The organism is Aliiroseovarius sediminis (assembly GCF_022678485.1).
Classification (GTDB): domain Bacteria; phylum Pseudomonadota; class Alphaproteobacteria; order Rhodobacterales; family Rhodobacteraceae; genus Aliiroseovarius; species Aliiroseovarius sediminis.
Genome location: NZ_JALBYP010000032.1, coordinates 1 through 26,599 on the forward strand (window position 1 = coordinate 1; position 26,599 = coordinate 26,599).

At 58.7% G+C, this 26,599-nt stretch carries 29 protein-coding genes; 18 read left to right on the forward strand and 11 right to left on the reverse strand.

Annotated features, from left to right (window positions below):
- Both MN186_RS08995 and MN186_RS09000 read left to right on the forward strand, forming a co-directional pair.
- Positions 1-785: helix-turn-helix domain-containing protein (locus MN186_RS08995; protein ID WP_242114043.1), on the forward strand; the 785-nt coding region annotated here is incomplete at its 5' end.
- Between the two features lie 119 nt (positions 786-904).
- Positions 905-1,123 (forward strand): hypothetical protein, encoded by a 219-nt coding sequence (locus tag MN186_RS09000; RefSeq protein WP_242114044.1) that lies wholly within the window; start codon positions 905-907, stop codon positions 1,121-1,123.
- 527 nt (positions 1,124-1,650) lie between these two features.
- Here MN186_RS09000 and MN186_RS09005 read toward each other — a convergent pair.
- Together MN186_RS09005 and MN186_RS09010 are read right to left on the reverse strand one after the other, a co-directional pair.
- Positions 1,651-2,355, reverse strand: a complete 705-nt coding sequence (locus MN186_RS09005; RefSeq protein ID WP_242114045.1) for a winged helix-turn-helix domain-containing protein — start codon at positions 2,353-2,355, stop codon at positions 1,651-1,653.
- Complete coding sequence (locus MN186_RS09010; RefSeq protein ID WP_420838920.1) at positions 2,327-2,614, reverse strand: hypothetical protein; 288 nt, start codon at positions 2,612-2,614, stop codon at positions 2,327-2,329. The genes MN186_RS09005 and MN186_RS09010 overlap by 29 nt, the downstream gene beginning before the upstream one ends.
- A 153-nt stretch (positions 2,615-2,767) precedes the next feature.
- Here MN186_RS09010 and MN186_RS09015 point away from each other — a divergent pair, with 153 nt between their 5' ends.
- The 4 genes from MN186_RS09015 (at position 2,768) to MN186_RS09030 (ending at position 6,012) form a co-directional block, all read left to right on the forward strand.
- Positions 2,768-3,247: a hypothetical protein gene (locus MN186_RS09015; RefSeq protein WP_242114046.1), complete on the forward strand. Its 480-nt coding sequence runs from the start codon at positions 2,768-2,770 to the stop codon at positions 3,245-3,247.
- A gap of 114 nt (positions 3,248-3,361) precedes the next feature.
- A complete protein-coding gene (locus MN186_RS09020) occupies positions 3,362-4,000 on the forward strand; it encodes a ribonuclease HII (RefSeq protein ID WP_242114047.1) in 639 nt (212 codons plus the stop codon).
- 112 nt (positions 4,001-4,112) lie between these two features.
- A complete protein-coding gene (locus MN186_RS09025) occupies positions 4,113-5,213 on the forward strand; it encodes a site-specific DNA-methyltransferase (RefSeq protein ID WP_242114048.1) in 1,101 nt (366 codons plus the stop codon).
- Between the two features lie 175 nt (positions 5,214-5,388).
- Positions 5,389-6,012 (forward strand): glutathione S-transferase, encoded by a 624-nt coding sequence (locus tag MN186_RS09030; protein WP_242114049.1) that lies wholly within the window; start codon positions 5,389-5,391, stop codon positions 6,010-6,012.
- Here the strand turns inward: MN186_RS09030 and MN186_RS09035 are convergent.
- Both MN186_RS09035 and mutY read right to left on the reverse strand, forming a co-directional pair.
- Complete coding sequence (locus tag MN186_RS09035) at positions 6,009-7,148, reverse strand: alkane 1-monooxygenase (protein ID WP_242114050.1); 1,140 nt, start codon at positions 7,146-7,148, stop codon at positions 6,009-6,011. The two genes, MN186_RS09030 and MN186_RS09035, sit on opposite strands and share 4 nt — an antisense overlap.
- 54 nt (positions 7,149-7,202) lie before the next feature.
- Complete coding sequence (gene mutY / locus MN186_RS09040) at positions 7,203-8,243, reverse strand: A/G-specific adenine glycosylase (RefSeq protein WP_242114051.1); 1,041 nt, start codon at positions 8,241-8,243, stop codon at positions 7,203-7,205.
- Positions 8,244-8,315: 72 nt separating this feature from the next.
- On the opposite strand from mutY, the gene MN186_RS09045 reads away from it, so the two are divergent.
- The gene (locus MN186_RS09045) at positions 8,316-8,843 is read left to right on the forward strand and encodes a DUF721 domain-containing protein (protein WP_242114052.1); all 528 of its coding nucleotides are present in this window, start codon (positions 8,316-8,318) and stop codon (positions 8,841-8,843) included.
- An 8-nt stretch (positions 8,844-8,851) separates the two neighbouring features.
- Positions 8,852-9,517 (forward strand): DsbA family protein, encoded by a 666-nt coding sequence (locus MN186_RS09050; RefSeq protein ID WP_242114053.1) that lies wholly within the window; start codon positions 8,852-8,854, stop codon positions 9,515-9,517.
- A gap of 9 nt (positions 9,518-9,526) precedes the next feature.
- Here the strand turns inward: MN186_RS09050 and lpxK are convergent, their stop codons facing one another.
- From lpxK to MN186_RS09065, 3 genes are all read right to left on the reverse strand, one after another.
- Entirely contained in the window at positions 9,527-10,540 is a 1,014-nt protein-coding gene (gene lpxK / locus MN186_RS09055) for a tetraacyldisaccharide 4'-kinase (RefSeq protein ID WP_242114054.1), read from the reverse strand.
- Positions 10,541-10,548: 8 nt separating this feature from the next.
- Positions 10,549-11,823 (reverse strand): 3-deoxy-D-manno-octulosonic acid transferase, encoded by a 1,275-nt coding sequence (locus MN186_RS09060; protein ID WP_242114055.1) that lies wholly within the window; start codon positions 11,821-11,823, stop codon positions 10,549-10,551.
- Between the two features lie 89 nt (positions 11,824-11,912).
- Positions 11,913-12,830: an alpha/beta hydrolase gene (locus MN186_RS09065; protein WP_242114056.1), complete on the reverse strand. Its 918-nt coding sequence runs from the start codon at positions 12,828-12,830 to the stop codon at positions 11,913-11,915.
- Here MN186_RS09065 and MN186_RS09070 point away from each other — a divergent pair.
- From MN186_RS09070 to MN186_RS09115, 10 genes are all read left to right on the forward strand, one after another.
- Positions 12,829-12,981, forward strand: a complete 153-nt coding sequence (locus MN186_RS09070; RefSeq protein ID WP_242114057.1) for a hypothetical protein — start codon at positions 12,829-12,831, stop codon at positions 12,979-12,981. The two genes, MN186_RS09065 and MN186_RS09070, sit on opposite strands and share 2 nt — an antisense overlap.
- Positions 12,978-15,803 (forward strand): molybdopterin oxidoreductase family protein, encoded by a 2,826-nt coding sequence (locus MN186_RS09075; protein WP_242114058.1) that lies wholly within the window; start codon positions 12,978-12,980, stop codon positions 15,801-15,803. The genes MN186_RS09070 and MN186_RS09075 overlap by 4 nt, the downstream gene beginning before the upstream one ends.
- A complete protein-coding gene (locus MN186_RS09080) occupies positions 15,803-16,534 on the forward strand; it encodes a 4Fe-4S dicluster domain-containing protein (RefSeq protein ID WP_242114059.1) in 732 nt (243 codons plus the stop codon). The genes MN186_RS09075 and MN186_RS09080 overlap by 1 nt, the downstream gene beginning before the upstream one ends.
- Before the next feature lie 12 nt (positions 16,535-16,546).
- On the forward strand, positions 16,547-17,416 hold the full coding sequence (locus MN186_RS09085) for a dimethyl sulfoxide reductase anchor subunit family protein (protein ID WP_242114060.1): 870 nt from the start codon (positions 16,547-16,549) through the stop codon (positions 17,414-17,416).
- A 67-nt stretch (positions 17,417-17,483) separates the two neighbouring features.
- Positions 17,484-18,095 (forward strand): ribonuclease D, encoded by a 612-nt coding sequence (locus MN186_RS09090; RefSeq protein ID WP_242114061.1) that lies wholly within the window; start codon positions 17,484-17,486, stop codon positions 18,093-18,095.
- 82 nt (positions 18,096-18,177) lie between these two features.
- Positions 18,178-18,801 (forward strand): LPS export ABC transporter periplasmic protein LptC, encoded by a 624-nt coding sequence (lptC, locus tag MN186_RS09095; protein WP_242114062.1) that lies wholly within the window; start codon positions 18,178-18,180, stop codon positions 18,799-18,801.
- Positions 18,801-19,295 carry an LptA/OstA family protein gene (locus MN186_RS09100; RefSeq protein ID WP_242114063.1) on the forward strand — a complete coding sequence of 165 codons (495 nt, stop codon included), beginning with the start codon at positions 18,801-18,803 and terminating at the stop codon, positions 19,293-19,295. The genes lptC and MN186_RS09100 overlap by 1 nt, the downstream gene beginning before the upstream one ends.
- A complete protein-coding gene (gene lptB, locus MN186_RS09105) occupies positions 19,295-20,056 on the forward strand; it encodes an LPS export ABC transporter ATP-binding protein (RefSeq protein ID WP_242114064.1) in 762 nt (253 codons plus the stop codon). Before MN186_RS09100 ends, lptB begins: the two co-directional genes overlap by 1 nt.
- A 245-nt stretch (positions 20,057-20,301) precedes the next feature.
- Positions 20,302-20,880 carry a ribosome hibernation-promoting factor, HPF/YfiA family gene (gene hpf, locus MN186_RS09110; protein ID WP_242114065.1) on the forward strand — a complete coding sequence of 193 codons (579 nt, stop codon included), beginning with the start codon at positions 20,302-20,304 and terminating at the stop codon, positions 20,878-20,880.
- 38 nt (positions 20,881-20,918) lie between these two features.
- Positions 20,919-21,383: a PTS sugar transporter subunit IIA gene (locus MN186_RS09115; protein WP_242114066.1), complete on the forward strand. Its 465-nt coding sequence runs from the start codon at positions 20,919-20,921 to the stop codon at positions 21,381-21,383.
- Between the two features lie 7 nt (positions 21,384-21,390).
- Here the strand turns inward: MN186_RS09115 and MN186_RS09120 are convergent, their stop codons facing one another.
- From MN186_RS09120 to MN186_RS09135, 4 genes are read right to left on the reverse strand one after another with little or no spacing between them, the layout of a single operon-like run.
- Positions 21,391-22,809, reverse strand: coding sequence for a nodulation protein NodH (locus tag MN186_RS09120; protein ID WP_242114067.1), 1,419 nt, complete (start codon positions 22,807-22,809; stop codon positions 21,391-21,393).
- 4 nt (positions 22,810-22,813) lie between these two features.
- Positions 22,814-24,523, reverse strand: a complete 1,710-nt coding sequence (locus MN186_RS09125; protein ID WP_242114068.1) for a beta-1,6-N-acetylglucosaminyltransferase — start codon at positions 24,521-24,523, stop codon at positions 22,814-22,816.
- A complete protein-coding gene (locus MN186_RS09130) occupies positions 24,520-25,530 on the reverse strand; it encodes a glycosyltransferase family 2 protein (RefSeq protein WP_242114069.1) in 1,011 nt (336 codons plus the stop codon). Before MN186_RS09130 ends, MN186_RS09125 begins: the two co-directional genes overlap by 4 nt.
- 40 nt (positions 25,531-25,570) lie before the next feature.
- Positions 25,571-26,569, reverse strand: coding sequence for a glycosyltransferase family 2 protein (locus tag MN186_RS09135; RefSeq protein ID WP_242114070.1), 999 nt, complete (start codon positions 26,567-26,569; stop codon positions 25,571-25,573).
- Positions 26,570-26,599: the final 30 nt, after the last annotated feature.

The window sequence follows — 26,599 nt, forward strand, 5'->3', positions numbered from 1 at the left end:
TCGCGCGCAACGGGCTTGATGGCTACCAGCTGGATTTTTTCGTCAAGGGGGCCCTGATCGGTGATTGCGATGGAACCGAAATAAAACTGAACCCTGGCGATATCGGTGTTTGGGATTACGCCCAACCGCACAAGGACATCCAAAGTGCGGGTGCCAGCGTTATGATCTACATGCCGCGCGACCAGATTGATAAAGCCACGGGTGGTCGAAGCGCGCACGGTACGGTTTTGCGCGCAGGACAATCGAGCACACGAATTATCACGAACCTTGCTTTCGGCTTTGCGGATGTAATGGCCGACATACCCGTCAAGGACGCAATGATGATGGACCATGCGACAATTGACCTGTTTGCCGCCGCTGTTGCGGGACGCCTGCCCCAAGCAGGCACCAGCGACGCGACAATGCATCAAACCGTGCGACGTCAGATTGTCGAGTTCATCGACAACCACCTGGGCGATACCGAATTGGGGCCGGACATGCTGGTCGATCACTTCCGCATGTCTCGCGCGCAGCTTTACCGTATGTTTCCCAACCGAAACGGTATCGCACAAATCATTCGCGAACGGCGGCTGGCCGCAGCGTACCGAAACCTGCACCAAAGCAGATCAGACTCGATCACAACCATTGCGCACAAATACGGATTTTCAAGCAGCAACCAGTTCCTGCGTGCGTTTCGCAGGCTGTATGGCATAACACCGACAGAAGCGCGCCGGATGCCAATGTCACCGTTGGTTGCCGATCCAGACGTTGCCGGGTTGTCATCTCATCTTGCGACAGCAAGATAAAACTGGTTCTCGGCCAAGCTTGGGTGATGTCGTCTTTGCGCCGGGTTATTGGGCGCGAGTCTTCGCTCCCGTTTCCAAGGGTGCGCCGGTCGCAACCTAGCTCGCCTTGATTAAATGATTTGACCAAACACCTGAAAAAAGGGCTGGCAGCAGTCATTCGGGGGCCTGAACTGTTCATGAACCGGATAGAGCGTGCCGATGTAATCTGCAATGCAACCGGCAGCTTTGAAAAGGTTGAAACAATCTTCGGGTGGGAAGAGATCACGCACGCAACCGGGTCATCTTTGTTGTCACCGTTGTTTCATCCGTTGACAGGTAGTCCCTGCTTGCAGCGATGAAAGGGAATGAACAGCAACCAGTGCGGTTCAAGCCGCATCCACGGCATCCGCAGGGGCCGTGCGTATCACGTGGAGCGCACCGGTTTGCGCAACCTCTCGGTGGCGATCACCGATTAGTATGTGAAACCAAGGCGAGGGACCAGGCAGCTTTCGGCAAGGCAACAAAAGCAATCAAGCCAAGCGAACGGCAATAGTGTTAAGGATCACGACCTCTGGCAGGCTCTCATGGCAGCGCTTGACGCACTAAGCCTTAAATGGAATTGGGTCCGCAGCGACGACGGGGCTTGCACGATAAGGATACCGACCAATTGGTTTTCTCGAAGACAAACGCTTTGTAGTGCTGCGGGAAAAGATATCATTTGGTGCTGAGCAGGCGATGCTAACCAGCATTAAAGGCCAAAGGATGCGCGGAGGTGTAGGGTTCACCACCTAATACGGACACCACCGCCAATGAAATATAGTATATCTAACAGTTAACTAATAAGTTTTCCGCACGGCAGTTCCTTGATGGTTGCGGTCGTGCCCTCTCAGACCATCCTGATCACACCCTTGTCGATCGACAGCATGTAACCGCGTCGCGCGATGGTTTTGACCAGAAGTTCGCTGATCATCTGATTGCCCAGCGCATCGCGCAGGCGTTTGATGCGGGTGGCGCCGGCTGCTTCGTCACAGTCGACGGGGTCGCGGCCAGAAATAAGCCCCTCAAGCTGGGACCCGGACAAAACCTCTTCGTCCATCCGCGCTTCGGCCAAGGCAGACAGGGTTTCGATTGCCGCTTCGGTTAGGGTAAATTCCATGTTGTTCAGGTAAACCGTGCGTTCTTCGCGGCTGATCAGAAGCGAATTGACCTGAATGCCTGCGCGCTCGATCTCGCTCATCCGGCGGTTCAGGCCGATGATGGTCAACAGGAATACAAGCGCCGCGATCAGAAGCGCGGTGGCGAAGATCAGCAGCACGAAAATCACCATCCGATAGCTGGTCAGAGTGTCGGCAAAAGCGGTGCCGGACTGGGCGAGTATCTCAAGAAGCTTGATTTCAGCGCCCGAGGTCAGGCCATCATTTTCAACAAATATCCGCTCGACCCGCGTGTTGAACGCATTGGCGTCAGGCAGGGTCATAAACAAAACGACCGCTGCGATCAGCAAGATCGCAACAATTGCGGCGATCCCGGCAACGACCACGCGGTTCGACACGCGCCGCGTGTCAGAAGCGAAGAAAGAACTTTCCGGCACTTTCTTTCCTTTCGGTAAGACCTGTCTCGTCGAAAATGGACTGAATCTTCAAAAGGAGCCACCCCTGCTGTGCCAAACGCTGCTGAACTTGGCGGGTTGCCACCTGCCGATCGTTGCAGGCCGCGTCCGGCAGTTCAATCACGCCGTAATGCAGCCTAAGCGGATTGTCGCGCTTGGCTTTGTAATCAGCATAGCACCCGGCCTGAGCGGGCAGGGCAATTGCGGTGATGGCGAGGGCAAGAAGGATCTGTTTCATCATGCCCGGACCATGCGATCCCCACGCTGGTTAATCAATATCAAAGCCGTTGATAGGCGATAACAACAGGGCGTTATTGCCTGACTTTTACGCACCGCGCCAAAGTTGGTTCATCTTCCACGCGTCCCACCGGATGCCCAGCCGAAAGGATATCAGATGATACGCCGCCTTGTCGCCGCTCCCTTGAAACTCGCGCTCAGCGCCACGCTTGCGGTGGCCCTGTCGGTCGCCCCCGTGTCCGCGGAAAGTTCCCGAACCGACGATCAGAATTTCACTGCGATCATCGGCGCGCTGTTGGGGCTGGCCGCGCTTGGTGCAATTCTGTCCGACAACAATGTTGCCCCGGCTTACAAGGACACTCACAAGAAGCCGCCGAAGAAGGTGCATCGCGACCGTGTTCCGAAACATCTGATCTTGCCGAAAAAATGCGTGCGCAGCTATCGCACCCAACAAGGCGAGAAAACATTTTTCAGCAATCGATGCCTCAAGCGCAACTTCGATTATTATTCAAACCTTCCGCGTGCCTGTAAAACCAAGGTGGTCGCCCGCAACAAGAAAGGCACCTATGTCACGCGCAAGACGTATCGACCCCATTGCCTTAACAATCGCGGCTATCGGCTTGGGAAGTTTTATTAACCCAATATCGAACAGCGGCGTGGCGTCCCTAACCTTCACGCCGCGAAACTTGCGGGGGCTTCGGCCCCCGTCTTTTTTGCTTGCAGGCACGGGCACGATGGGCGACGCAAGGGAATGACTAAGCCCACCCCCGATTTCAGCTTCGAGACCGCCGCCCACGCGCGCGGCTTTCTGCGTGTCGCCGGGGTGGATGAAGTGGGGCGCGGCCCATTGGCGGGGCCGGTCACAGCGGCGGCAGTCGTGTTGGACCCGACAAACATTCCCGCTGGCCTGAATGATTCCAAGACGCTGACGGCCAAACGGCGTGATGCGCTTTACGACATCATCATCGCCAGTGCCGATATTTCCGTCGCACACGCCACGGTCGATGAAATTGACGAACTGAACATCCTGCGCGCCAGTCACTTGGCGATGGAGCGCGCGGTTTCCGGGCTGACGACCCCACCCGACCATGTGTTGATCGACGGCAATATGACCCCGCGCGGGCTGACGCTGTCCGCCGAGACAATCGTGAAAGGAGACGCGCGATCATTGTCGATTTCCGCCGCCTCTATCATCGCCAAAATCACCCGCGATCGGATCATGGTGGATTTGGCGCAACAGTTTCCCGGCTATGGGTGGGAGACGAACGCAGGATACCCGTCAAAAAGCCACAGGTTGGCGCTGCAAAATCTTGGTGTGACCCCACACCATAGACGTTCTTTCAAACCAGTACACAATATCTTGTATCAAGATAAATATATAAGTGACTGATTCAAAAAAGAAATTGACGGCGAATCGCCTTTGACTCATTCTGATCTCATCAAAACGAGCGCACCAATGCGCCACCGATAGGCGCAAAATGCGCTGGGTACATGAGGCAGAAATGAAAACGAAAACCACCACAAAAGCGGCTGTAGACCTGCCGCTGAACCAGATTATTGATGGCGACTGCATCGAGGTGATGAACAGTCTGCCGGAAAACTCGGTCGATCTTATTTTTGCCGACCCGCCCTATAACTTGCAGCTGAAAGGCGAGCTGCACCGCCCTGACAACTCCAAGGTCGATGCGGTGGACGACGACTGGGACCAGTTCGACAGCTTCAAGGCCTATGACCAGTTCACCCGCGCCTGGCTTAAGGCCGCCCGCCGCATCCTAAAACCAGATGGCGCGATTTGGGTCATCGGCTCGTATCACAACGTATTCCGTATGGGGGCCGAGCTTCAGAACCAAGGCTATTGGATCTTGAACGATGTGGTCTGGCGCAAGTCGAACCCAATGCCGAATTTCCGCGGTAAACGCTTCACCAACGCGCATGAAACGATGATCTGGGCCTCGAAATCCGAGGGCGCGAAATACACGTTCAATTACGAAGCGCTGAAGGCGTTGAACGAAGGTATTCAGATGCGGTCCGACTGGGTGTTGCCGATCTGTACGGGGCACGAGCGTCTGAAGGACGAAAACGGCGACAAAGCGCATCCGACGCAGAAGCCGGAAAGCCTGCTGCACCGTGTTTTGGTCGGATCGACCAACCCCGGCGACGTAATCCTTGACCCGTTCTTCGGCACCGGCACCACGGGGGCTGTGGCCAAGATGCTGGGTCGTGACTTCATCGGGATCGAGCGCGAAGAAGCCTATCGCAAGGTCGCCACGAAACGCATCGCGAAGGTGCGCAAGTTCGACAAGGAAGCCCTGATCACCACCCCGTCCAAACGCGCCGAGCCGCGCGTGCCCTTTGGCCAGTTGGTCGAACGCGGCATGTTGCGCCCGGGCGAGGTTCTGACAAGCCCGCGCGGCAAAACCGCCAAGGTTCGCGCCGATGGCACGCTGATCTCGGGCGAGGCGCGCGGGTCGATCCACCAGGTTGGCGCGGCGCTGGAAAGTGCACCCAGTTGCAATGGCTGGACCTATTGGTTCTTCAAACAAGACGGTAAGAAAGTTCCGATTGACCTGCTGCGCCAACAAATCCGCGCTGAAATGAACTGATCCAAAACATTCTGCAGGGCGCAGAGACATGCGCCCGCAACACGGTGTACCGCCGGTGCCTGTGGTCTGTTCCATGGCACTTTAACTGACCCCGCCCTGCAAAGGGTGGGGCCTTTTTTGGCGGGCGCATAACGGCGACTTGCATCCAGTGCCCCATATCAGGCAGGAATAGACCATGTTGCCGATCCTTTATTCCTTCCGCCGTTGCCCCTATGCCATTCGCGCCCGCCTTGCCATTGCCAGCAGCGGGGTGCAGGTTGAGTTGCGCGAGATCCTGTTGCGCGACAAGCCGCAAGCGTTTCTTGACGCCTCGCCCTCGGCAACCGTGCCGTGTCTGGTGACGCCTGACGAGGTGCTGGACGAAAGTTTCGACATCATGCGATGGGCCTTGGCGCAGAATGATCCCGAAGTGCTGCTCGACATGCCCGACGCTGGGCTCGATCTGATCGAGGTGTTTGACGGCCCGTTCAAACGCGCGCTTGATCTGACGAAATACGCCGTGCGCCATCCCGACAGCGACCCCGAGGTCACGCGCGCCGAGGCGATGGACATTCTGGCCGGGCTTGATCCGCAACTTGGCGACGGTTGGCTTCACGGCAACCAACCGACGCTGGCCGATTTCGCCACCCTACCCTTCGTGCGCCAGTTCGCGATGATCGACAAACCCCGCTTCGATGCAGAGGCCACACGGCGCGTTTCGGCTTGGTTAGAGGCTTTTTTGGCAAGTGACCGCCTTGCCCGCGTGATGCAGAAATACCCGCCATGGCAAACGGGCGACGCGCCCACTTGCTTCCCTTAACGCAGGCCCGGCGGTGGCAGGGTGCCGGCCTTATAGGCGCTCCAATCCGTGATCTCGGGGTAATGATGTTTGCGCCACGCCCGCACACGGGGGTTCATAACGCGCCGCCAGACAGGCGGGATCATCGCGGCCACTGTCATCACCGGATAACCAAAAGGCAGTTGCGGCGCCTCATCGTCCGGATAGGTCTGCAATAACGGAAACCGCCGCGCGGGTTTATAGTGATGGTCGGAATGGCGTTGTAGGTTGATCAACAGCCAGTTTGACGCGCGGTGATCGGCGTTCCAACTGTGGCGGGGCATCACGCGTTCGTATTTGCCGTCGCCCAGATGTTTACGCGTCAGGCCGTAATGTTCGACATAGTTTGTCAGCTCCAGTTGCCAGATCGCGACAAGCGCCTGGAACGCAAACAGCGCCACGCCCAGCCAACCGCCCAGCAAGACCGCAAGGATCAACGCCAACAGTTGCAACGCCCCGTATCGCCAGAACGGGCTTGACCCGTCGATGACCGACAGCCCCCGCCGCGCCAACATCGCCTTTTCCGCCCGCCATGCCGACACGGGCGCCTGACGCAGGACGCGGAAGAAATAGCGATGAAACCCTTCATTATACCGCGCGGTCACGGCATCGCGGGTGGTGCCGACATAGGGATGGTGAACCAGCAGATGTTCGGTGCGGAAATGGCTGTAAAGCACCGTGGCTAGCAGCAGATCAGCCAACCACCGCTCTAACCGGTTGGATTGGTGCATCAACTCGTGCGCATAGACAATGCCGACCGACCCCGACAGGACGCCCACACCGAAGAACACAAAGAACTTTTCAAGCAGCGAAAGATGGTCGGCACCGGTCACATACCAGATCATCCCGAAGATCATCACGAACTGGATGGGAAACCAGATCAGCGTGATCAGGCGATACCAGAAAAGATCGTTTTCCGGCGTGTTAGGGTCTGCATTCTCGGAATATCGCCCGATGGCCGCATCCAGCAGGGCGTAAAGCCACCATGTCCCCAAGGGGGGCAACAGCACATACCACCCCCCGTTCCACGCGGCGATGCAAACCAACAGGGGCAGCACCAACGACACGCCGAAGGGCGCTGCGTTTCGGAACCGCGATAGGGTCGATGCTGGAACCATGATCAAGCTTTCTTATGTCCCTCGGTGAAAGTATAGCTTGCGGCGCGCGCGGTCTCAATCCGGCAGGGTGGCTGTCGCGACGTCAAAGGCCTTGCGCATGACGGTGGGCAGGTCTGACGGCCGGATCGCCCGGAACGTGCCCTTGTTCGGCGCTGCGTCGACCGGAACCGATGCGACCCGCAGCGACAATCTAAGGTGAAAATGGGTAAAGGTGTGGCGCACCTCGACCTTGGGGTCGCGCCAATTGGCGGGGATCGGCGGGGCCTCGGTTGCGGTGTCGCCCCAGTCTGCGCCGGGCCAGCCGAACATGCCACCCAGCAACCCCTTTTCCGGGCGACGTTCGACCAGCCACAAGCCATCCGTGCGCCGCGCCAAATAGGCGACACCATATCGCGTGGGTTTCGGCGTCTTGGGCGCGCGGGCCGGCAGCGTCGCCTGCACCCCAGCCGCACGGGCCTGACAGTGTCTATTCCACGGACATATCCCGCAGGCAGGCGACTTGGGTGTGCAGATCGTGGCCCCCAGATCCATCACCGCCTGCGCATAATCGCCGGGTCGCGCATCTGGCGTCAGACTGGCGGCGCGCTGCTTCATCTCGGGCTTGGCATCGGGTAATGGTGTTTCGATCTGAAACACCCGCGACATCACGCGTTCGACGTTCCCATCAACGACAGTCTCGGGCAGATCATAGGCAATCGCCGCAATCGCGGCCGAGGTATAGGGGCCAATGCCCGGCAATTCCTCAAGCGCCGCGCGCGTCCGGGGGAACGCGCCCATCTGCGCCACCACCCGCGCGCATTTGAGCAAGTTGCGCGCGCGGGCATAGTATCCAAGCCCCGCCCATTCACCCATGACGCGGTCATCATCGGCGTCCGCCAATGCCTCGACCGTGGGCCAAAGGGTCATGAATCTGGTGAAATAGTCTCTAACTGCGGCGACAGTTGTCTGTTGCAGCATGATTTCAGACAGCCACACGGCATAGGGGTCGGGTACCACGCCCGCCGCGCGATCCGCAGGTCCGACGCGCCACGGCAGTTCGCGGGCATGGCGGTCATACCAGGCCAAAAGGTCGGCAGATTTCGGCGCGTCACACAAGTTTTACCTCCTGTCATGGCTTTGCACTGGCATAGCATGTTCAACCGCATAGAATAGGGGCAAAACCGGGATGTGCCAGACGTGAGTCAGCCTGCGAAAATCAAGCGCCGCCGTAAGGGCTTTGAAAGGACATCAAGCCTTCTGTCTACGCGCATCCGCAAGGCAAGCGAGTCGCGCGGCTTTGCCGTGACCCGCGTTCTGACCCACTGGGCCGAAATCGTGGGCGACGCCACCGCTGCCATCGCAAAGCCGATCGAGGTCTCGTATGGTCGCGGCGGGATGGGTGCGACCCTGACCGTTTTAACCACCGGCGCACAAGCCCCGATGCTTGAGATGCAGAAGGAACAACTGCGCGAAAAGGTGAACGCGATCTATGGATATAATGCCATTGCGCGGATAAGGATCACCCAAACCGCACCCACCGGCTTTGCCGAAGGCCAGGCACAGTTCACCCCTGCCCCGAAACGCAAAACCGCGCCCGACGATACAACCCGCGCCCGCGCAGCCCAGGTCACGGCAGACGTAACCGACGCAGGCCTGCGCGACGCGCTTGAAAAGCTGGCACAAAACGTGCTGATGAAACGAAACGACAAAGGCTGAAATCTATCATGACCCGTATTCTTCCCATTTTGCTTGCCGCCGTCCTGCTGATCGGCGGTGGCGCGTATTACATGAGCCAGAACAACGGCTCGGTTCCCGGTGTGTCCATTGCCGAGGCGCAAGACGCCGAAGCCGACGCCGATGTCGAGCTTGCCCCCGACATGGTGATGGGCGACGAAGACGCGCCGGTGACGGTCATCGAATACGCCTCGTTCACCTGTCCGCATTGCGGCAATTTCCATCAGACCGTCTTTCAGGAATTGAAGAAGAACTATATCGACACCGGCAAGGTGAAATTCATTCATCGCGAGGTGTATTTCGACCGGTTCGGTCTGTGGGCCGGGATGATCGCCCGCTGCGGCGGGGAAGATAAATATTTCGGCATGACCGGCATGATCTATGACGGGATGGAGGATTGGATCGGCGATGGTAATCCCGCCACGATCATCAGCAACCTGCGCAAGCTGGGCCGCACCGCTGGCATGACGGATGAACAGATGGACGCCTGTTTGCAGAACGAGGCTATGGCCGAAAGCATGGTCGCCGCCTATCAAAAGAACGCCGCTGAAGACGAGATCAACGCGACCCCGTCTTTCGTCATCGACGGCAAGACCTATTCCAACATGTCTTATGACGAATTTGCCAAGCTGATTGACGAAAAGCTGGGCGAATAAAGCTTCGGGTCAGGGCTTTGACAGGCTCTGACCCAGCCCAATCCGGGCCAATTCGGCGTCGATAGGGCCCCAGTCGGACAACTCCAGCCGAACCGGCACAGTCAACACCTGCCGCTTGAAAGCGTCGGGCAAGCGCACCGCGTCTTTTTCCGTGGTGACAAGCTGGGCACCCAAAGCGGTTGCCTCGATCTGCAACCGTTTCATCAGCGCGTCAGTCAAGGGTTGGTGATCTGCCAGCGCCTCGGCCCGTAGAAGGTTGGCGCCAAGACCTTTGACCGTCGCGAAAAACTTCTCGGGCAGGCCAATGCCCGCGAAGGCCAGCACGTCCATCCCCTGCCAATCCATGCCGGTTTGCAACGGCTCTAGCCAGCCGGTCGCATGGGGGCAGTCAATGGTTCCGCGCCATTCGTTTGCAAACCGGGCCTGCGCCGCATCGGGACCGATGGACAGCAGCAAATCCGCCCGCGCAAGCCCGGCCGTCACCGGCTCGCGCAGCGGTCCGGCGGGAATGCAGCGCGCATTGCCGAACCCTTTAACCGCATCTACGACGACGATCGACAGGGATTTCTGCACCGCCGGGTTCTGAAACCCGTCATCCATCAGTATGACCTCGGCGCCCGCGGCTTCGGCGGCGCGCACGCCTTCGGCGCGGTCGCGCGCGATCCAGACCTTGGTGAAAGCAGCCATCAACAATGGCTCATCCCCGACGGCGTTTGCGTCATGGGTGCGCTCGTCCACCAGAACGGGGCCGTCCAACGTGCCCTTGTGCCCCCGTGACACGATATGCACCTGATACCCCCAACCGGACAGGCGTTGCGCCAGCGCGATGGTCGTGGGCGTCTTGCCCGTGCCACCCGCGTTGATATTGCCCACGCAGATCACGGGCACCTGCGCCCGATACCCGTCGCCCTGTTCCAGACGCCGCGCGGTTGCGGCGCCATAGGTCCAGCCCAGCGGCGCCAGAATACGGGCCCGCCAATCGGGGCGGTCGGGCGGGGTGAACCAGAACCGAGGCGTTTTCATAACCCGCCCTACCCCAGCGCACCGGACAAGGCGTCAGACAGCTTATCACGCAACAAATCGCTGACCTCAGCCCCGCTGGTGGTGACATCCCACGCGGCCATCGCCATTTTTGCGGCTTCGTCCGGGGATAACAGATGTTCGACTGCTTGGCTCAGGTCATCGGCGTTATCAATCCTGGTGGCGGCGCCGGCACGCTCTAACCGACGATAGGCTTCATGTGCGCCGTTAACCTTCGGTCCGAACAATACGACCGAGCCCAGCGCAGCGGGCTCCAACGGATTCAGCTCAGTTCCAATGCCCATGCTGCCACCGGCATAGGTGATCGGCGCAAGATGCATCCAAAGACCGGATTCACCTTCTTGGTCAGCAATGAAAATCTGGATGTCAGGACCGGGGACATCGTCGCGCGATCGGCAGGCGACGACCCAACCCTCGGCCTCTAGCTCTGCGGCCAGCTCGACACCGCGATCCATCTCGCGCGGCTCGATGATCAACAACAACCGGTGCGATTTACGCACCAGTTGCTTGTGGGCGATCAGCAAGGCGTCTTCCTCGACCTTGCACACACCTGCGGCCAGCCAGACCGGTCGCGCCGCAAGGTTTTTTGCAAACTCGTCCCGCTCGACCATATTGCAGCTGGGCGGTCGAACCTGGATTTGCAGCGGCCCCGAAGCCACGACCCGGTTCGGGACGGCACCAAATCTGCAAAGCTCGCGCCGCGCAGCATCGCTTTCAGCCAGAACAGTATCGAACCCCGAAAGAATCGATTTGGTTGATCCCGGCAGCCACCGCCATTGGCGCTGCGCTTCTTTCGGCACGTGGGCGTTGACCCAGAAGGCCGGGATCTTTCGCGCAAACACAGCAGGCAGCAGGGTGACATCAAGCCTTCCATCCATCCAAAGCAGCGCATCCGGCCGCCAGTGATCCAGAAACGCCGCAACGGGCGCAGGCGCAGAGTAGGGCACGTATTGATGGATGAAGTCCGCATGTTCGGACGGTGGGCCGTCGTAGTCGGTGGTGGTGATCAGGATCGTCAGATCCTCGTGATCGACCTTAAGGTACCCGACAAGGCCCAGGACTTCTTCCAGTTCATCGAGGTTCTGCATATGTATCCACGCAACCTGACCTGGCGGTCGGTCGGCAAGGTCACGGCCCAGCCGCTCGCCGTTGCGGGTCGGGTGTTCTTTGCCGTCGGCAAGTCTGCGTCGCAAACGACGTTCCAGCCCCGCGGCGCCCTGCATGTTTTGCAGACCGCGGAACAAAGAGATTCCGATAGGCGGCATGTTCTACTGCACTTCCTCGTTTCGCGATACGTTAACCGTTCGCCTTATTATAGGCACAGATTATGCCACCTGCGATCATGTGGAAAGGGTCAGTCTTGCCAATCGCCTGCGGCAATCATCTTTGTTGCGGCGACGATACGATCAAAGCTGTCACGTGCCCGCGCCACACTGTGCCGGGCGCGCAGATATCCGTGGACCAAACCGGGTTCCTCGGTCCAGTGCGCACGACCTCCGGCGGCCAGAATTGCATCGCGATAGGCGCGCCCATCATCAGACAGCGGATCGCACTGCGCAGTGAAAATTGCGGTCGGGGGCAGGTTGGAAAAGTCACTGTCGGCCAGGGGGGCAGCGGTTGGGTCGTCCGTTGGTCCGGGGCCATCATGGCGGATGCGATCATAGAACTTTACATCCGCAAGCGTCAGCATGGGCGCGTGCGCGTGGATGCGGTATGACCCGCACGACATATCACCCCCCAGCCCGGGGTAAATCAACACCAGCCCCAGAAAATCAATTGAACGACGACTGGCATGGGCCACCGCTGCTGCAAGGTTTCCGCCCGCGCTATCCCCTACCAGGATATGCGATCCAGGCCATGTTAGAGCCACATAGCGCGCCGCAGCCATGGCATCTTGGAAAGCGGCTGGATGTACATGCTCGGGGGCAAGCCGATAATCGACGCTGACGACGCGGACGCCCGTCCGCGCGCACAGCTCAGCGCATATATCGTCGTGGCTGTCCAACCCACCCACGACAAAACCGCCCCCGTGATAATAGATCAAGGTCGCATCGCTTGGCCCGCTTTCGTAGATGCGGATAGGCACCGAATGGGCGTGATCATCGCGTGCCGACACACCGGGCGGATAGCCCGCAAAAAACGCGCGGCACATCCGGTCATAGCTTTCCCGTTGCGCAGAGATATCCGCACCGCCCGAGTCCGGCAGATCAAACTGCGCACTGTCCCGGATGAAGGCCCATGTCTCAGCATCTATCAGGTGGTCGTAATCCATGCGCGATACGCTAGGCATCGGCCACCCCATTGGCAAGACGCGGACGGACGGTGCATACTGGCCCCAAACCGATCGCCAACTGGACCTACCGATCAAGGCGGTGGGCTGGTTGGCTTTCAAAGCAGACGAAGCGAGGCCACCATCTGAATGAACAAACCGGAAGATATACAGATCGAAACCTCGCCCCAAATCTCGGATGAGGTGCGCCAGACAACCTGTTACATGTGCGCGTGCCGCTGCGGGATCAACGTGCACATGAAGGACGGGCAGGTTGCCTATATCGACGGCAACCGCGACCATCCTGTGAACAAGGGCGTGCTGTGTGGCAAAGGGTCCGCGGGGCTGATGCAGCACCTTGCGCCGTCGCGGTTGCACGCGCCCTTGAAGCGGGTCGGCCCGCGCGGGTCGGGCGAGTTTGAAACGATCAGCTGGAACGAGGCGCTGGATATCGCCGCCGGTTGGCTGGCCCCCCTGCGCGCGAACGACCCAAAGCGCATGGCGTTCTTCACCGGGCGCGATCAAAGTCAAAGCTTCACGTCCTGGTTCGCGCAGGCCTATGGCACCCCGAACTATGCCGCCCATGGCGGTTTTTGTTCGGTCAACATGGCGGCGGCGGGCATCTATACGATGGGTGGTTCGTTTTGGGAATTCGGACAGCCCGATTGGGACCGCACCAAGTTGTTCATGCTGTTTGGTGTGGCGGAGGACCACGACAGCAACCCGATCAAGCTGGGCCTTGGTAAGCTGAAAGAACGCGGCGTTCGTATCATTGGCGTGAACCCAATCCGGTCGGGTTACAATGCGATTGCAGATGATTGGGTGGGCATCACGCCGGGCACGGACGGGTTGTTCATTCTGGCGCTGGTCCACGAGCTTTTACGGGCGGGGAAAGTCGATCTGCCCTATCTGTCGCGCTATACCAATGCTGGCTTCATCTTTATTGAAGACCCTAAATCGCCTGAAAATGGGCTTTTCTTGCGCGGCCAAAACGGCAAGCCGCAGGTCATTTGCCGTGCGACCGGCAAGCTCGCGGATTACGACACGCCCGGCGTAATGCCCGATCTGGCGGCAAGCTATCGCCACGCCGGGATCTCACATCGTCCGGTGTTTCAGTTGCTGGCGGAACGCTATCTGTCTGACGATTACGCGCCTGATGCCGTGGCCGAGCAAACCGGAATCACCGCTGACCGCATAAAGTCCATCGCCGCCGAACTTGCGCGTGTCGCCTTTGACGAAGAAATCGTGCTCGAACAACCCTGGACCGACTGGAAGGGGCAAAAGCATGACAAGATGATCGGGCGGCCCGTCAGCTTTCACGCGATGCGCGGGATCTCGGCGCATTCGAACGGTTTCCAGACCTGCCGCGCGCTGCATGTGCTGCAAATCCTGCTTGGCTCGGTCGAGGTTCCGGGCGGGTTCCGGTTCAAGCCGCCCTATCCGAAGCCGCCCGAGGCGCACCCGAAACCGCATGCTGGCGTCACGCCCGGCCAGCCGCTTGATGGCCCGCATTTGGGCTATCCAATGGGGCCGGAGCATCTGCTGCTGGACGGTGATGGAAACGCCAAACGGATCGACAAAGCCTTTACGTGGGAGAACCCGATGTCGGCGCATGGGCTGATGCATATGGTGATCTCAAACGCCCATGCCGGTGATCCTTACAAGATCGACACTCTGTTCATGTATATGGCCAACATGGCGTGGAATTCGTCGATGAATTCGTCCGGGGTCATGGAGATGCTGACCGACACAGACGAGAACGGCGACTACGTGATCCCGCATATCATTTACTCCGATGCCTATAGCTCGGAAATGGTGGCCTATGCCGATCTAATTCTGCCTGACACGACCTATCTGGAGCGTCACGATTGCATCAGCCTGCTGGATCGTCCGATCTGCGAGGCGGATGGTGCGGCGGATGCGATCCGCTGGCCGGTGGTTGAACCCGACCGCGATGTGCGCGGGTTTCAGACCGTGCTGCTTCAGTTGGGGGCCAAGCTGGGCCTGCCGGGTTTCGTGACTGAAGATGGCGCGCCGAAGTTTACAGATTACGCCGATTACATGGTGAATCACGAACGGCGTCCGGGCGTTGGCCCACTGGCCGGATGGCGGGGGAAGGATGGTAAGGGTAGGGGACGAGGAGAGCCTAATCCAGCCCAAATCGACCGCTATATCGAAAATGGGGGTTTCTGGGTCGATCATATTCCCGACGAGGCGCGGTTTTATAAACCGTGGAACAAGGCCTATCAGGAATGGGCGGTGGACCGTGGGATTTTCGATGCCGAAGCGCCCTATGTGTTCAACCTCTATGTCGAACCGATGCGCAAGTTCCAGCTCGCTGCCGGGGGGTTTGGCGATATCCAACCCCCCGAACATCTACGCTCCCGTATTCAGAAAACCATGGACCCGCTTCCCATCTGGTATCCACCGTTTGAGGACAGCAACGTCGATACAGACGAGTTTCCAATCCACGCCCTGACCCAGCGCCCGATGCACATGTATCATTCCTGGGGATCGCAGAACGCGTGGCTTCGGCAGATCACCGACAAGAACTTCCTCTATCTGCCGACCGATCTTTGGCGTACACACGGGTTTGAAGATGGTGATTATGCCACCGTGACCTCGGCGCATGGGTCGATCACGGTGCCGGTTGCCCAGCACGCAAGCCTGAACCCGAAAACAGTTTGGACATGGAATGCCATCGGCAAACGCAAAGGGGCGTGGGCGCTGGATAACGATGCGCCGGAAGCGACCGAGGGTTTCCTTCTGAACCACCTGATTCACGAACTTCAGCCGCCGAAAGGGGACGGGCTTCGCTGGGCAAACTCCGACCCGGTAACGGGGCAGGCGGCGTGGTTTGATCTGCGCGTCAAGATCGCAAAAGCAGACCCTAAACCAGCGGAAAGCCAGCCTTCGTATCCACCAATTACCTCGCCCGTTGGCAAAGGGCCGAATGTCGTGGCAAGGAAAATCTGATGACAGCACTTCCTGATAAGACTGACAAGAAACTAGGACTGGTGATTGATCTGGACACCTGCGTTGGCTGCCAAGGATGCGTGACCGCCTGCAAGGGGTGGAACACGCAGAACTATGGCGCGCCGCTGTCAGATACCGACCCTTACGGCGCGGACCCCGGCGGCACGTTTCTGAACCGTGTGTTTTCCTATGAAGCACAAGCCGAAGGCCGCCCCGCGCAAACCGTCCACATCCCGCGATCCTGTCTGCATTGCGACGATGCGCCCTGCGTGACCGTCTGCCCGACCGGCGCGAGCTATAAGCGGTCCGAGGATGGGATCGTGCTGGTCAACGAAGATCGCTGCATCGGGTGCGGCTTGTGCGCCTGGGCTTGTCCCTATGGCGCGCGCGAGTTGGATCACGAGGCGGGGATCATGAAGAAATGCACCTTGTGCGTTGACCGGATCTATAACGAAAACCTGCCGGAAGAGGACCGCGTCCCAGCCTGCGTGCGCACCTGCCCCACCGGTGCGCGTCATTTCGGCGACCTTGGCGACCCGGACAGCGATGTGTCGAAATTGGTGGCAGATCGCGGCGGGTATGACCTGATGCCGGACCTTGGCACCAAGCCCGTGAACAAGTACCTTCCGCCACGCCCCAAGGACACGCTGAACACGCAACCGCTCAAGGCGGTCGCGGACAAGCCACAAGGGTTCCTTGGCTGGCTTGATAAAGCGCTTGAAAAGCTCTGACGGAGGATACGGATGCATCCCGCGCCCAGTGTTATTATTTTCACCATCCTGTCAGGGCTTGGGTTCGGCCTGTTTTTCTGGCTGGGTCTGGGCATGCCAGATGTCAGCGGGGGAACTGCATTCGCGTTCTTTTTTATCGCCTATACGCTGTCGTGTGTCGGGCTGATTGCGTCCACATTTCACCTGCCAAACAAGAAGAACGCGATCTATGCGTTTAGCCAGTGGCGCACCAGTTGGCTAAGCCGCGAGGGGATTGTCGCGGTCGTCACCTTGTTTACTTTCGCGCTGATCGCCATCCCGCGTATTTTTCTGGGGGCAGAAATGGTATTTACCGGCGTGTTAGGGTCTTTTTTTGCGTTCGTGACTGTGATCACCACCGGCATGATCTATACACAAATGAAGACCATTCCACGCTGGCGGCAGCCGATGACTCCGGTAATGTACATGCTGCACGCGCTGGGCGGTGGTGCGCTGTTGGCGGGCGAGTCGAAGATCGCCGGTTGGCTGCTTCTTGCGCTGTCCCTTGTTCTGCTGGTCATGTGGCGGGTCGGCGACCAACACGCGGCGGCGCGCGGCACAACGGCTGATGCCACAGGATTGGCCCATCTTGGCGAGGTGCGGATGTTGGAAAGCGGGCATACGGCGCGCAATTACGTGGTCGACGAAATGGTGTATCGCATCGGGCGCAAACACGCGGCGAAGTTGCGCGTCATTGCACTGGCCCTTGCAGGCGTGCTGCCGGCGGCGATCCTGCTGCTGACCCCGCCCGGCCATGTGACCGCGTTTCTGGCCCTGGCGTTGCATCTGCCCGGCATCGTGATCGGGCGCTGGCTGTTCTTCGCCGAGGCCGAGCATGTCGTGGGCCTGTATCACGGCAAATGACGCCTTTGCATTGAACCCCGCGCCCGTGCAGCCTATCAGAGACAGAACAAACGGACGAGGGGCACCGATGGCCAACCACCTATACAAGCGCGACCTTCCCGATGGGCTGGACTTGGGACCAGTTGTTGCCATCGACTGCGAAACCATGGGTCTGAACCCGCATCGCGACCGGCTGTGCGTCGTTCAGATGTCGTCGGGCGATGGCGACGCGCATCTGGTGCAGGTCGAAAAAGGCCAGACCAGCGCACCGAACCTTGAACGGATGTTGGCGGACCCGGATGTGCTGAAGCTGTTTCACTTTGGCCGGTTCGACATTGCCGCGCTGCTGAACGCGTTTGGCGTGGTGACGGCGCCTGTCTATTGCACCAAGATCGCGTCGAAACTGATCCGCACCTACACTGATCGTCACGGGTTAAAAAACCTGCTGGATCAGTTGTTGAAGGTCGATATCTCGAAGCAACAACAGATGAGCGATTGGGGCGCGGAAAAGCTGACGACCGCGCAGCTGGACTATGCCGCGTCGGACGTTCTGTATCTGCACCGCCTGCGGGAAGAGCTGAACCAGATGCTTGACCGTGAAAACCGGACCGAGATGGCGCAGGCCTGTTTCGATTTCCTGCCGATGCGCGCACAGCTGGATCTGGCGGGCTGGCCCGAGGTCGATATTTTCTCGCACTAACCGGACCAATCCGCGCCGCTTGCTTGGATTGGTCAGATTGGTGCTTAGATAACATTTCAGACAATTGATTTTCCGAGGGCACATGGTCCGACCCGACAACCGTTATTCGCGCTTTATCTCTTGGCTGAAGGTTCTTCTGCCGGTCGGTGCGCTTGCGTTGTTGTCCACGATGTTTCTGATCTCGAAATCCGTCGATCCGACCACGTCGCTGTCCTATGCGCGGGTCAATCTGGAAGAATTGACCGGCGAACAACGCATCGACAGCCCCCGGTTTTCCAGCGTGACCGCCGATGGTGCTGCGATCACATTCGAAGCCAACAGCGCCGTACCCGACCCCGATCAGGCCAACCTTTTTACCGCCAAGGTGCTGGCCGCCCGGATCGAAACGCCCGATGGGGGCGCGGTGGATATCAATGCCGCGACTGCGGTCATTAATGGCGCGTCAAACCGGGTTGATCTGGCAGGCGGCGTGACGTTGGTTACATCGACGGATTATCACATAACCACCGATCAGCTTTCGACTGCGATGGATTCGACGCACGCCGCCACGAACGGCCCGGTCACAGCGGACGGACCCATGGGCCACCTGACAGCCGGCCAAGCAGAAATTACCCGCGAGGGTGAAGATAATGACACCTATCTTCTTGTTTTCAAAGACGGTGTAAAACTGATATATCAGCCCCAGACAGAGGGGGAAGAACAGTGATGAACGGCGCGCGTATCGCAGCCTTGTTGTTGGCGCTTTGCTTGCCAGTCGCAGCACATGCCCAAGCTCAGGTCGCATTTGGCGGCTTGAAACATGACAACACGCTTCCGGTGGAAATCTCGGCTGACCAGTTGAACGTCGATCAAGCCGACGGGTCGGCGACCTTCGTCGGCAACGTGCAAATCGGGCAGGGCGAAATGCGCCTGTCCGCAGGCAAGGTTCGGGTCGAATACGCCACCGGCACTGATACGACGGGCGAGATTTCGCGGCTGCTGGCCTCGGACGGGGTCACGTTGGTCAACGGGGCGGAGGCCGCAGAATCGCGCGACGCGATTTATACCATCGACAGCGGCGTGATCGTGATGACCGGGGGCGTAATATTGACCCAAGGCCAGAACGCACTGTCATCGGAAAAGCTGACCGTGAACCTCAAATCCGGCACCGGCACGATGGATGGCCGCGTTAAGTCGATCATCCAGACGGGTGCGGAGTGATGGACGCGTCCCCTGATTTGACCGTTGAAAATGGCGATGCCGGGTTGCGCGTCATTGGGTTGCGCAAAAGCTATCGCAAGAAACCCGTGATCCGCGACGTGGACCTGGAGCTTCACCGCGGCGAAGTCGTCGCTCTTCTAGGACCAAACGGTAGCGGTAAAAGTACGACCTTTTATGCCATCGCCGGGCTGATCACGCCCGAAGCCGGGCAGGTCATGATCGACGGGCGTGATGTTACGTTGCTGCCGATGTATCGGCGCGCGAAATACGGCATCGGTTATCTACCACAAGAAATGTCGATTTTCCGCGGCATGTCGGTCGAAGATAACATCTTGGCGATCCTCGAAATCTCGACCCCCGACCGACACAAACGGCGCGAGCGGCTGGAAGAACTGCTCAGCGAGTTTTCCATAAGCCACCTGCGCCGCACCCCTGCAATGGCCTTGTCAGGGGGCGAACGGCGGCGCGTCGAAATCGCCCGGCTGTTGGCGTCAAACCCCAAATATCTGTTGCTGGACGAACCCTTTGCCGGTGTCGACCCCATAGCTGTCGGCGAGATCCGATCACTGGTTCACGAATTGAAAGACCGCGGTATCGGCGTGTTGATCACCGACCACAACGTGCGTGAAACGCTCGAGATTGTGGACCGCGCCTATATCCTGCATGACGGGCATATCCTGATGAGCGGCACTACGGACGAGGTGATTCGCGATGAAAACGTGCGCCGGGTCTATCTGGGGCAAAATTTCTCGTTCAAATAGGCGGTGGGGCTGTCAGATGCTTGACAAGCATCGCCAAGTCGTCGCCAAATAGGCCAATGCGTCAACATTTGATCTTTCTTCAGGGCCGTCCCGCCAAGGGCAAAATAAGATGGATTGCCCGGATATATCTTGGGCGGCGAAGGTTGTGTAAGTCTTTTATAACACTATATAATTACTATGATAATTCGGGCTTTTCCCGGTCTGGGGAAGTAAGGTGTGACCTGCAAATACCATAGGAGGTATGGATGCAATATCAAATCAGCGGCAAACAAATCGACATCGGCGAAGCGCTTCAGGTTCATGTGAAGGATGAACTGAACAACGTCATTCGCAAATATGCCGAGCGGCCAACAAATGCGCAGGTAATCTTTTCGAAAAGTGCGCATGAATTTGTTTGTGAAACGGTTGTGCATCTGTCCACTGGCCTGATCGCCCAAGCCAAGGGAACCGCTACGGAAATTTACGCGGCCTTTGATAATTGCGCCGACAAGATGGAGACGCAGTTGCGCCGCTACAAGCGTCGATTGAAAGACCACCACAAAGATCGTGTAGACCCGGTTGAAGTTTTCGGCGGGTCCTCGTATATCCTCGCGTCAGAAGACGAAGGTCCGGACGAAGCAGACGACGCAACCCTTCAACCCATGATCATCGCCGAGATGGAGACGCGAATTCCGTCGCTCTCGGTTGGTGAAGCGGTTATGCAGATGGAGCTTGCACACGCGCCCGTTCTGGTGTTTCGAAACGAGAAAACCGAGGGGATGAATGTGGTCTATCGCCGTGAAGACGGTAATGTGGGCTGGATCGACCCTAAAAACTCTATCTAAACCTCCCGCCCGCTGGTGGGTGGGGAAAGTTGTTGGCGATGGAACTTTCGAGCATCCTAGAGCCGTCGGCCGTAAAGGTCGTGTCGAACGTCACCTCCAAGAAACGCCTGTTTCAGGATCTTGGAGATCTGGCGATGGACTGCTATGGCATTAACGGAGGCGATGCCTTCGCCGCGCTGCAACATCGCGAAACCCTGGGGCCCACCGGTGTGGGCCGCGGGGTGGCTTTGCCACATGCCCGCCTGCATGGGTTGGACAAGGTGGTTGGCTGCTTTCTTCGTGTGGAAACCCCCTTTGATTTCAATGCCGTGGATAAGCAGCCGGTCGATTTGGTCTTTGCCCTGTTTGCGCCCGAAGATTCCGGTGTCTCACATCTGAAGGCGTTGGCGCTGGTGTCGCGCACAATGCGGGACACCGCCATTTGCGCCAAATTGAGAGCCAACACCGACACCACCACACTTCACGCATTGCTGACTGATAGCTTGTCGAACAAGGCGGCGTGACGACGCCTTACCGCTGTTTGGTCCAAGGCCGAAATCCGAACATCACATAGTCACGGTGATAGACTTTGCGCACTGCGGCCTCGATGTCGGCGGTATGGACCTGCCCCAGCGGGAACGGCGCGTCCGGTTGGCCGGCGGGCAGGTCCGCCCCACCCTTAATGCCGACATCTGACAAAAGTCGGTCAAATCCGTTGGCCAATTCGGGCTCGCGCAGGATGTGGTCGGGCAGGGCGAAGGCAGCAAATCCCTGCACTGTCGCAGATTGCGTGGCCCAACGCGGATCGACCTTGATTCCCGTCTGGCCGCTCAGGTTTTTGCCGACAAAGTCGATGAAGCCCAGAAACGCCCTTTGATGATCATCCAGCGTCCAAGACGCGCCGGGCCCCTCAGGCAGCGCCACGTTGAAGGTCTCTCGCAGCGCATGTTTCAAATCGGCGTCCGGGTCGCCATCGCGCGAGCCAAGAAGGTCGCAAAACACGGCGTGTAACCGCGCCACCGGATGGCGCAGTACGGTGAAGCTGCGATGGGCTTTGTGCTGCCGCTTCCACTGCCGCAGCGTCTTTTGTGAAAAATCACGTGTAAGCGGCCCCGCGGCATCCATCCAGCTTTCAACCTGCGCGGTGGGTCCGCCCGCGATGGGCAGAAACACAAGACCCAGCGCATCCGACGCCACATAGGATTTCAGCACAGGTGGGCGGCTTGGCTCGAAATTCGGCAGTTTATGCAGGTCGAACACGTCGATCCGGGCAACCGTGGCGGCCAGCAATTCGAACTGCTGAACTTTGTCTGACAGGGGTTCGGGGTTCTGCTTTTTGAAAGTTCTGGCAAATTCGGTGATCTGACCATCCTCGCCCAGATATTTCGCCAAACCGTTTACCACCTCGATCTTCTGCGCGTCCTCATAGTCGATATAGAACGCCGTCTGCCCCGCCCGCTGCAGCCGGTCTTTGATCTTCACCTGAAAGCTTTTCATCCGGTAAAACAGTTTTTCAAACTCGTCCGGGATAAAGCGCGCGGGCTGTTTGCGCGCGTCCGCCGCATTGCTCAGCTGCCATTGATCGGTCGCCATCGCGATCCGGCGCGACACATAGGCGTCAACCAGATTGCGGGTCAGCACGATCTTGGCGCAGCGCGGATCGTCGATCAGCACGTCGAACACACGCGGGTCGTGATCGTGAAAGAAACGAAATCCGGGCAAACCGTCAGTTTCTGCCTTCATACGCTCCAGCAGGTGCAGGGGGTCGGCATCGCGCATCGGCACGGTCACGCCGAACAGTTCTTCGGTTTTAGGCGTGACCATGAAATAGGGGTTGAACGCCTCGCCATAGCATTGGAGTCCGGGGAACTGGTCCAAGTTGCTTTCCAGAAAGTTGGACCCGGTGCGCATTTCAGCAAGGATGATGAAGCAATCGAAAGGTCGGGACATAGCTTCACCTTACCATATTGGGGTGTTGCCGGGTTTGGGCCGTGGCCACCAAATCCAGATCCGACGGGAAATCGCCCATAAGATAAGGGTGCATCCCCTGATTTCGGAGATTTTGCAGGAACTCTGGGAACCCGTCCAAGGGCCGCATTTTAGGAAGGTTAGTCAACGGAACCCCGGTGCGCGGGCCCGTGTCGTCCACAACGGTCTGCAACAGATCGGCCGGGTTCAGCACGAAATCGGCCAACGACCAGATGTGAGTGCGCGCGCGGGCATAGCTTGAGCGAAGGGCGTTCAGATGCGCGTTTTCGATCTGTTGCAAACGCGCAGCCTGACGCCTTAGGTCGGCGGGGGCACGGTTGGAATGAAACAGCTTCACTGCCCACGCGCCGGACACGACGTAAACCCGCGCGTTGGGGTCTTTGGCCATCACCCATGACACCTCCTGATTGTCGCGCGGCCCGAAATGAAAACACTGCCGTTCCCCGCGCGTGTTCCAGACAAGATTGGTTAGAAACGCCTTGGCGTTATAGTCGCGCAGCATCGCCGCATCACTGAGCGCACCGAAGAATACGTCTCCTCCGCCGGCAAACTGCGCACCACCTGGTGCAAACAGGTGTCCATGCACGCGCGCGCTGACCGTATCGGCCAGCCATTCGTCGAAATCCTCGAAGATGTCCGCGAACCCCTCAAGCACCGTATAGCGCGCGGCGGTCACGTCTTTTTCATGGCCCTCGCGTGGAAAGCGGCTGGACATATAAAGGCCCGGCCGGCCCTTCGTGCGCCGCTTAATTGCTTTGGTAAAAATACGGTCGATCTTGCCAGGGCTGGGGTCGATCAGCGTGGCAGAGGCCGCGGTCGCGCCGCCCTGATTCGACAGAAAACTGTCATAGAGCTTGTCCGCATAGGGCCACGCCTTGCGTGCCACAAAGCAGTCCGACCTGCGTAACAACTGCAAATGGTCGTCGTAAAAAACATGGGGCTTGCCCTGAAAATCGAACTTTGACAGGGTCAGCGACCGGCTTTCAATCTGCGACGAATGGCGACGCGCAAGTGTCTGATAATAACTTTCATCCGGTATCCACACCCGCCGGAAATAGGCATCATAAGTCGACCGGTTCGCATCGTTCAGAATGGCCGACAAGGTGTTGCGCGACAGGCACCACCACTGGCTGCCCAAATGCGGAACCAACCCCTCGGGGATTTTCCGCTTCGTCCCCATCCACCGCTGAAGTTTCACATAGCGATCAAACAGCCGCCTATGACGTTTCCATGAGAATGGAAAACGCAGGGTAAAACGTTCGATGTCCAGACCGCCGATGGTCCAGGGCACATCCTCGGTCGTGGCGCTTTCGATGAAGTCAGTCTGCGCGTGGCGGTTCAGGTAGGCCAGCATTTCAGGGATAGGCCGCAGGGGCAGGCAACTGCCCGATGCCAGCATGACGTGACGCACATAGGGAAACGCCTTCAACATCTGTTCCGATGCGGTCTGGCTGGCTGCAACCAAAGACCAAGTTCCCCATTCGCAACGCTGACGGTCGCAGAACCGCACATTATCAAGATCGCTGAGCGACGCGACGAAGCCTGCGAAATCATCGGGCGTCACGTTATCATCCACATGGATCACCACCGGGCATCCGTTCGTTGCCCAGTGACGGACCAGCTGCCGCGCGCGGTCCAACGCGTCGTGAACCAGCATGACGATTCCCAAGCTCATGCCCAGTTTCCCTTGGACATAAGGCCCAGCGCCTCTAGTTGTCGCCAGTTCAGATACTTCTCGCTCCAATCGCACCACAAGTCGGTGTCTTCCTTGGTGCCGCGATGATAGGCGCGGTATTCATAGCTGTTGGCGTAATGCTGGCCGCGCTCAAGTTCCTCGGCCGACTTTGCGCTGAACGTGTCCAGAAATTTTGCGTGCAGCAGGCAACCCGACGCCTTTTCGCCGCCCCACTGGTCATAAACAAGGTTCAACCCGCGCGGCAAAAGCGCGTGGGTTGAACTGACATAGGCATAGCGTTTGCTCCACTTGACCAACGGGATCTTGTTCAACGCCGGTGCTTTGATCGGCTTGTCGTGAAAGAACACGCGCGCGCGCGGGCCACCCTGTATCCATAGGTTGCCGTATTTCGGGTTCTTCGTGATCGAGTAGTTGCCGCTATCAAACCAGTTCGCGATCTCGAACGGATCTTGGCCTGCGGCGTAGGGTTGGGCGTCCAGCACGCCCTTGGGGTACATGTCCAAAAGCAGGGTGCCAAATGATCGGATCTGGCAGGTGTCCAGCCAATCCGTCAGCGCCCTAAGCGGGCGGGTATCATGGAAAGGATAGACCAGAAGTTCATCGGGATCGACGGTCAGCGCCCAATGCCCATCGGCGTATTTCCGTTGCAACCAGCCGATCCAATGCACCCCGAAATTCGCGCTTTTGTAACTGGCGGTGGTGGTCCACAGAGATACATCGGGCTGCTCGGCCAGATATTCGCGCCCGCCATCATCCGATCCGTTATCGACGATCAGAAAGTGGTTCACACCAAGCGTGCGGTAATAGTCCAAGAAATAGGGAAGACGGATATGTTCATTGCGGATGGTCGAAAAGGCCAGAATATCATCCGCCCGGATCGCTTCGGTTCGGTCCGTCACCGCGGCCAATTGGCGGCGTTTGCGCAGGGCCCGCAGGTGGCATTGCTGACGTTTCAGCCGCAGTCGATATGATGTCCAGACGCCCAACGCTTTCCTCGTGTCTGCCCGATGTCACGCTAGCATCGGTTTAGGTCCAGCCGCCATTGGAAAGTAACCCGAAATCCATCAACTGCCGCCAGTCCTGATAGGCAACCGCGCGGTCATGCCACAGGTCAGGCGTGGTCCCGAGCCAGTCATAATAGTCATCGAAATCCTCGGGCCGACCGAAATGTTCCCTGCGGCCCTTTTCCTCTTGCGCCCGGGCGGTAATGCCCGGCAGAAATTTGGTGTGCAACAAGACACCCGACAAGCGCGTATCGCCCGAGATACATTCCGGGCCGTTCCACTCCAAATTAAGGTGCGGCGGTAGTAGCGCATGAGTCGAGTTCATATAGGCAAAGCGCCGGTTCCAATGCACCAGCGGAAACTTGTTCAACGTGGGCGCACGAGCAGGGCGGTCAGCAAAGAACACCCTGTCGCGCGGCCCACCCTGGACCCAAAGATTCAGCGCCGGATGCTGCCGCTGAACGCGATAAGGGCCTGCATCAAACCACGGTAATACCTTGGTCGGGTTGTCTGCGGGCGCATAGCTGTGCTGGTCCAACGGCCCCTTTGGGAACAGGTCCAGCATTAACGCACCCAGTGCGGTCGCTCCGGTCTGTTCCAGCCTTTGAGTCAAGGCGGACAGGTCACGGGTGTCGTGATGAGGATAGACCAGCAGTTCATCTGCATCGACTGTCAGACACCACGCACCGTGACCATAGCGAAACAGAAGCCAAGTGATCCAATCCACACCAAAGCGCGACGCCTTGTAGCTGGCATTGGTGCGCCATAGCGATACGTCAGGTTGCCCTGACAAATAGGCGTCGGACCCGTCATCGCTGTTGTTCAGAACGAACAGAAAATGTCCCACCCCAAGCGCGCGGTAATGGGACAGGAAATACGGCAAACGTGCCTGTTCGTTCCGCACTGTGATAAAGGCGCGGACCTGTCCGGCTTCAATCCGGTCGGTGCGATTGACGACGGGCGTCAGGTCGCGGCGTGACCGGATCGACCGCCAGATCAGACGACGCCGCTTCCACCGCATCCGATACGCCGTCCAAAGGGCCTGACGCGA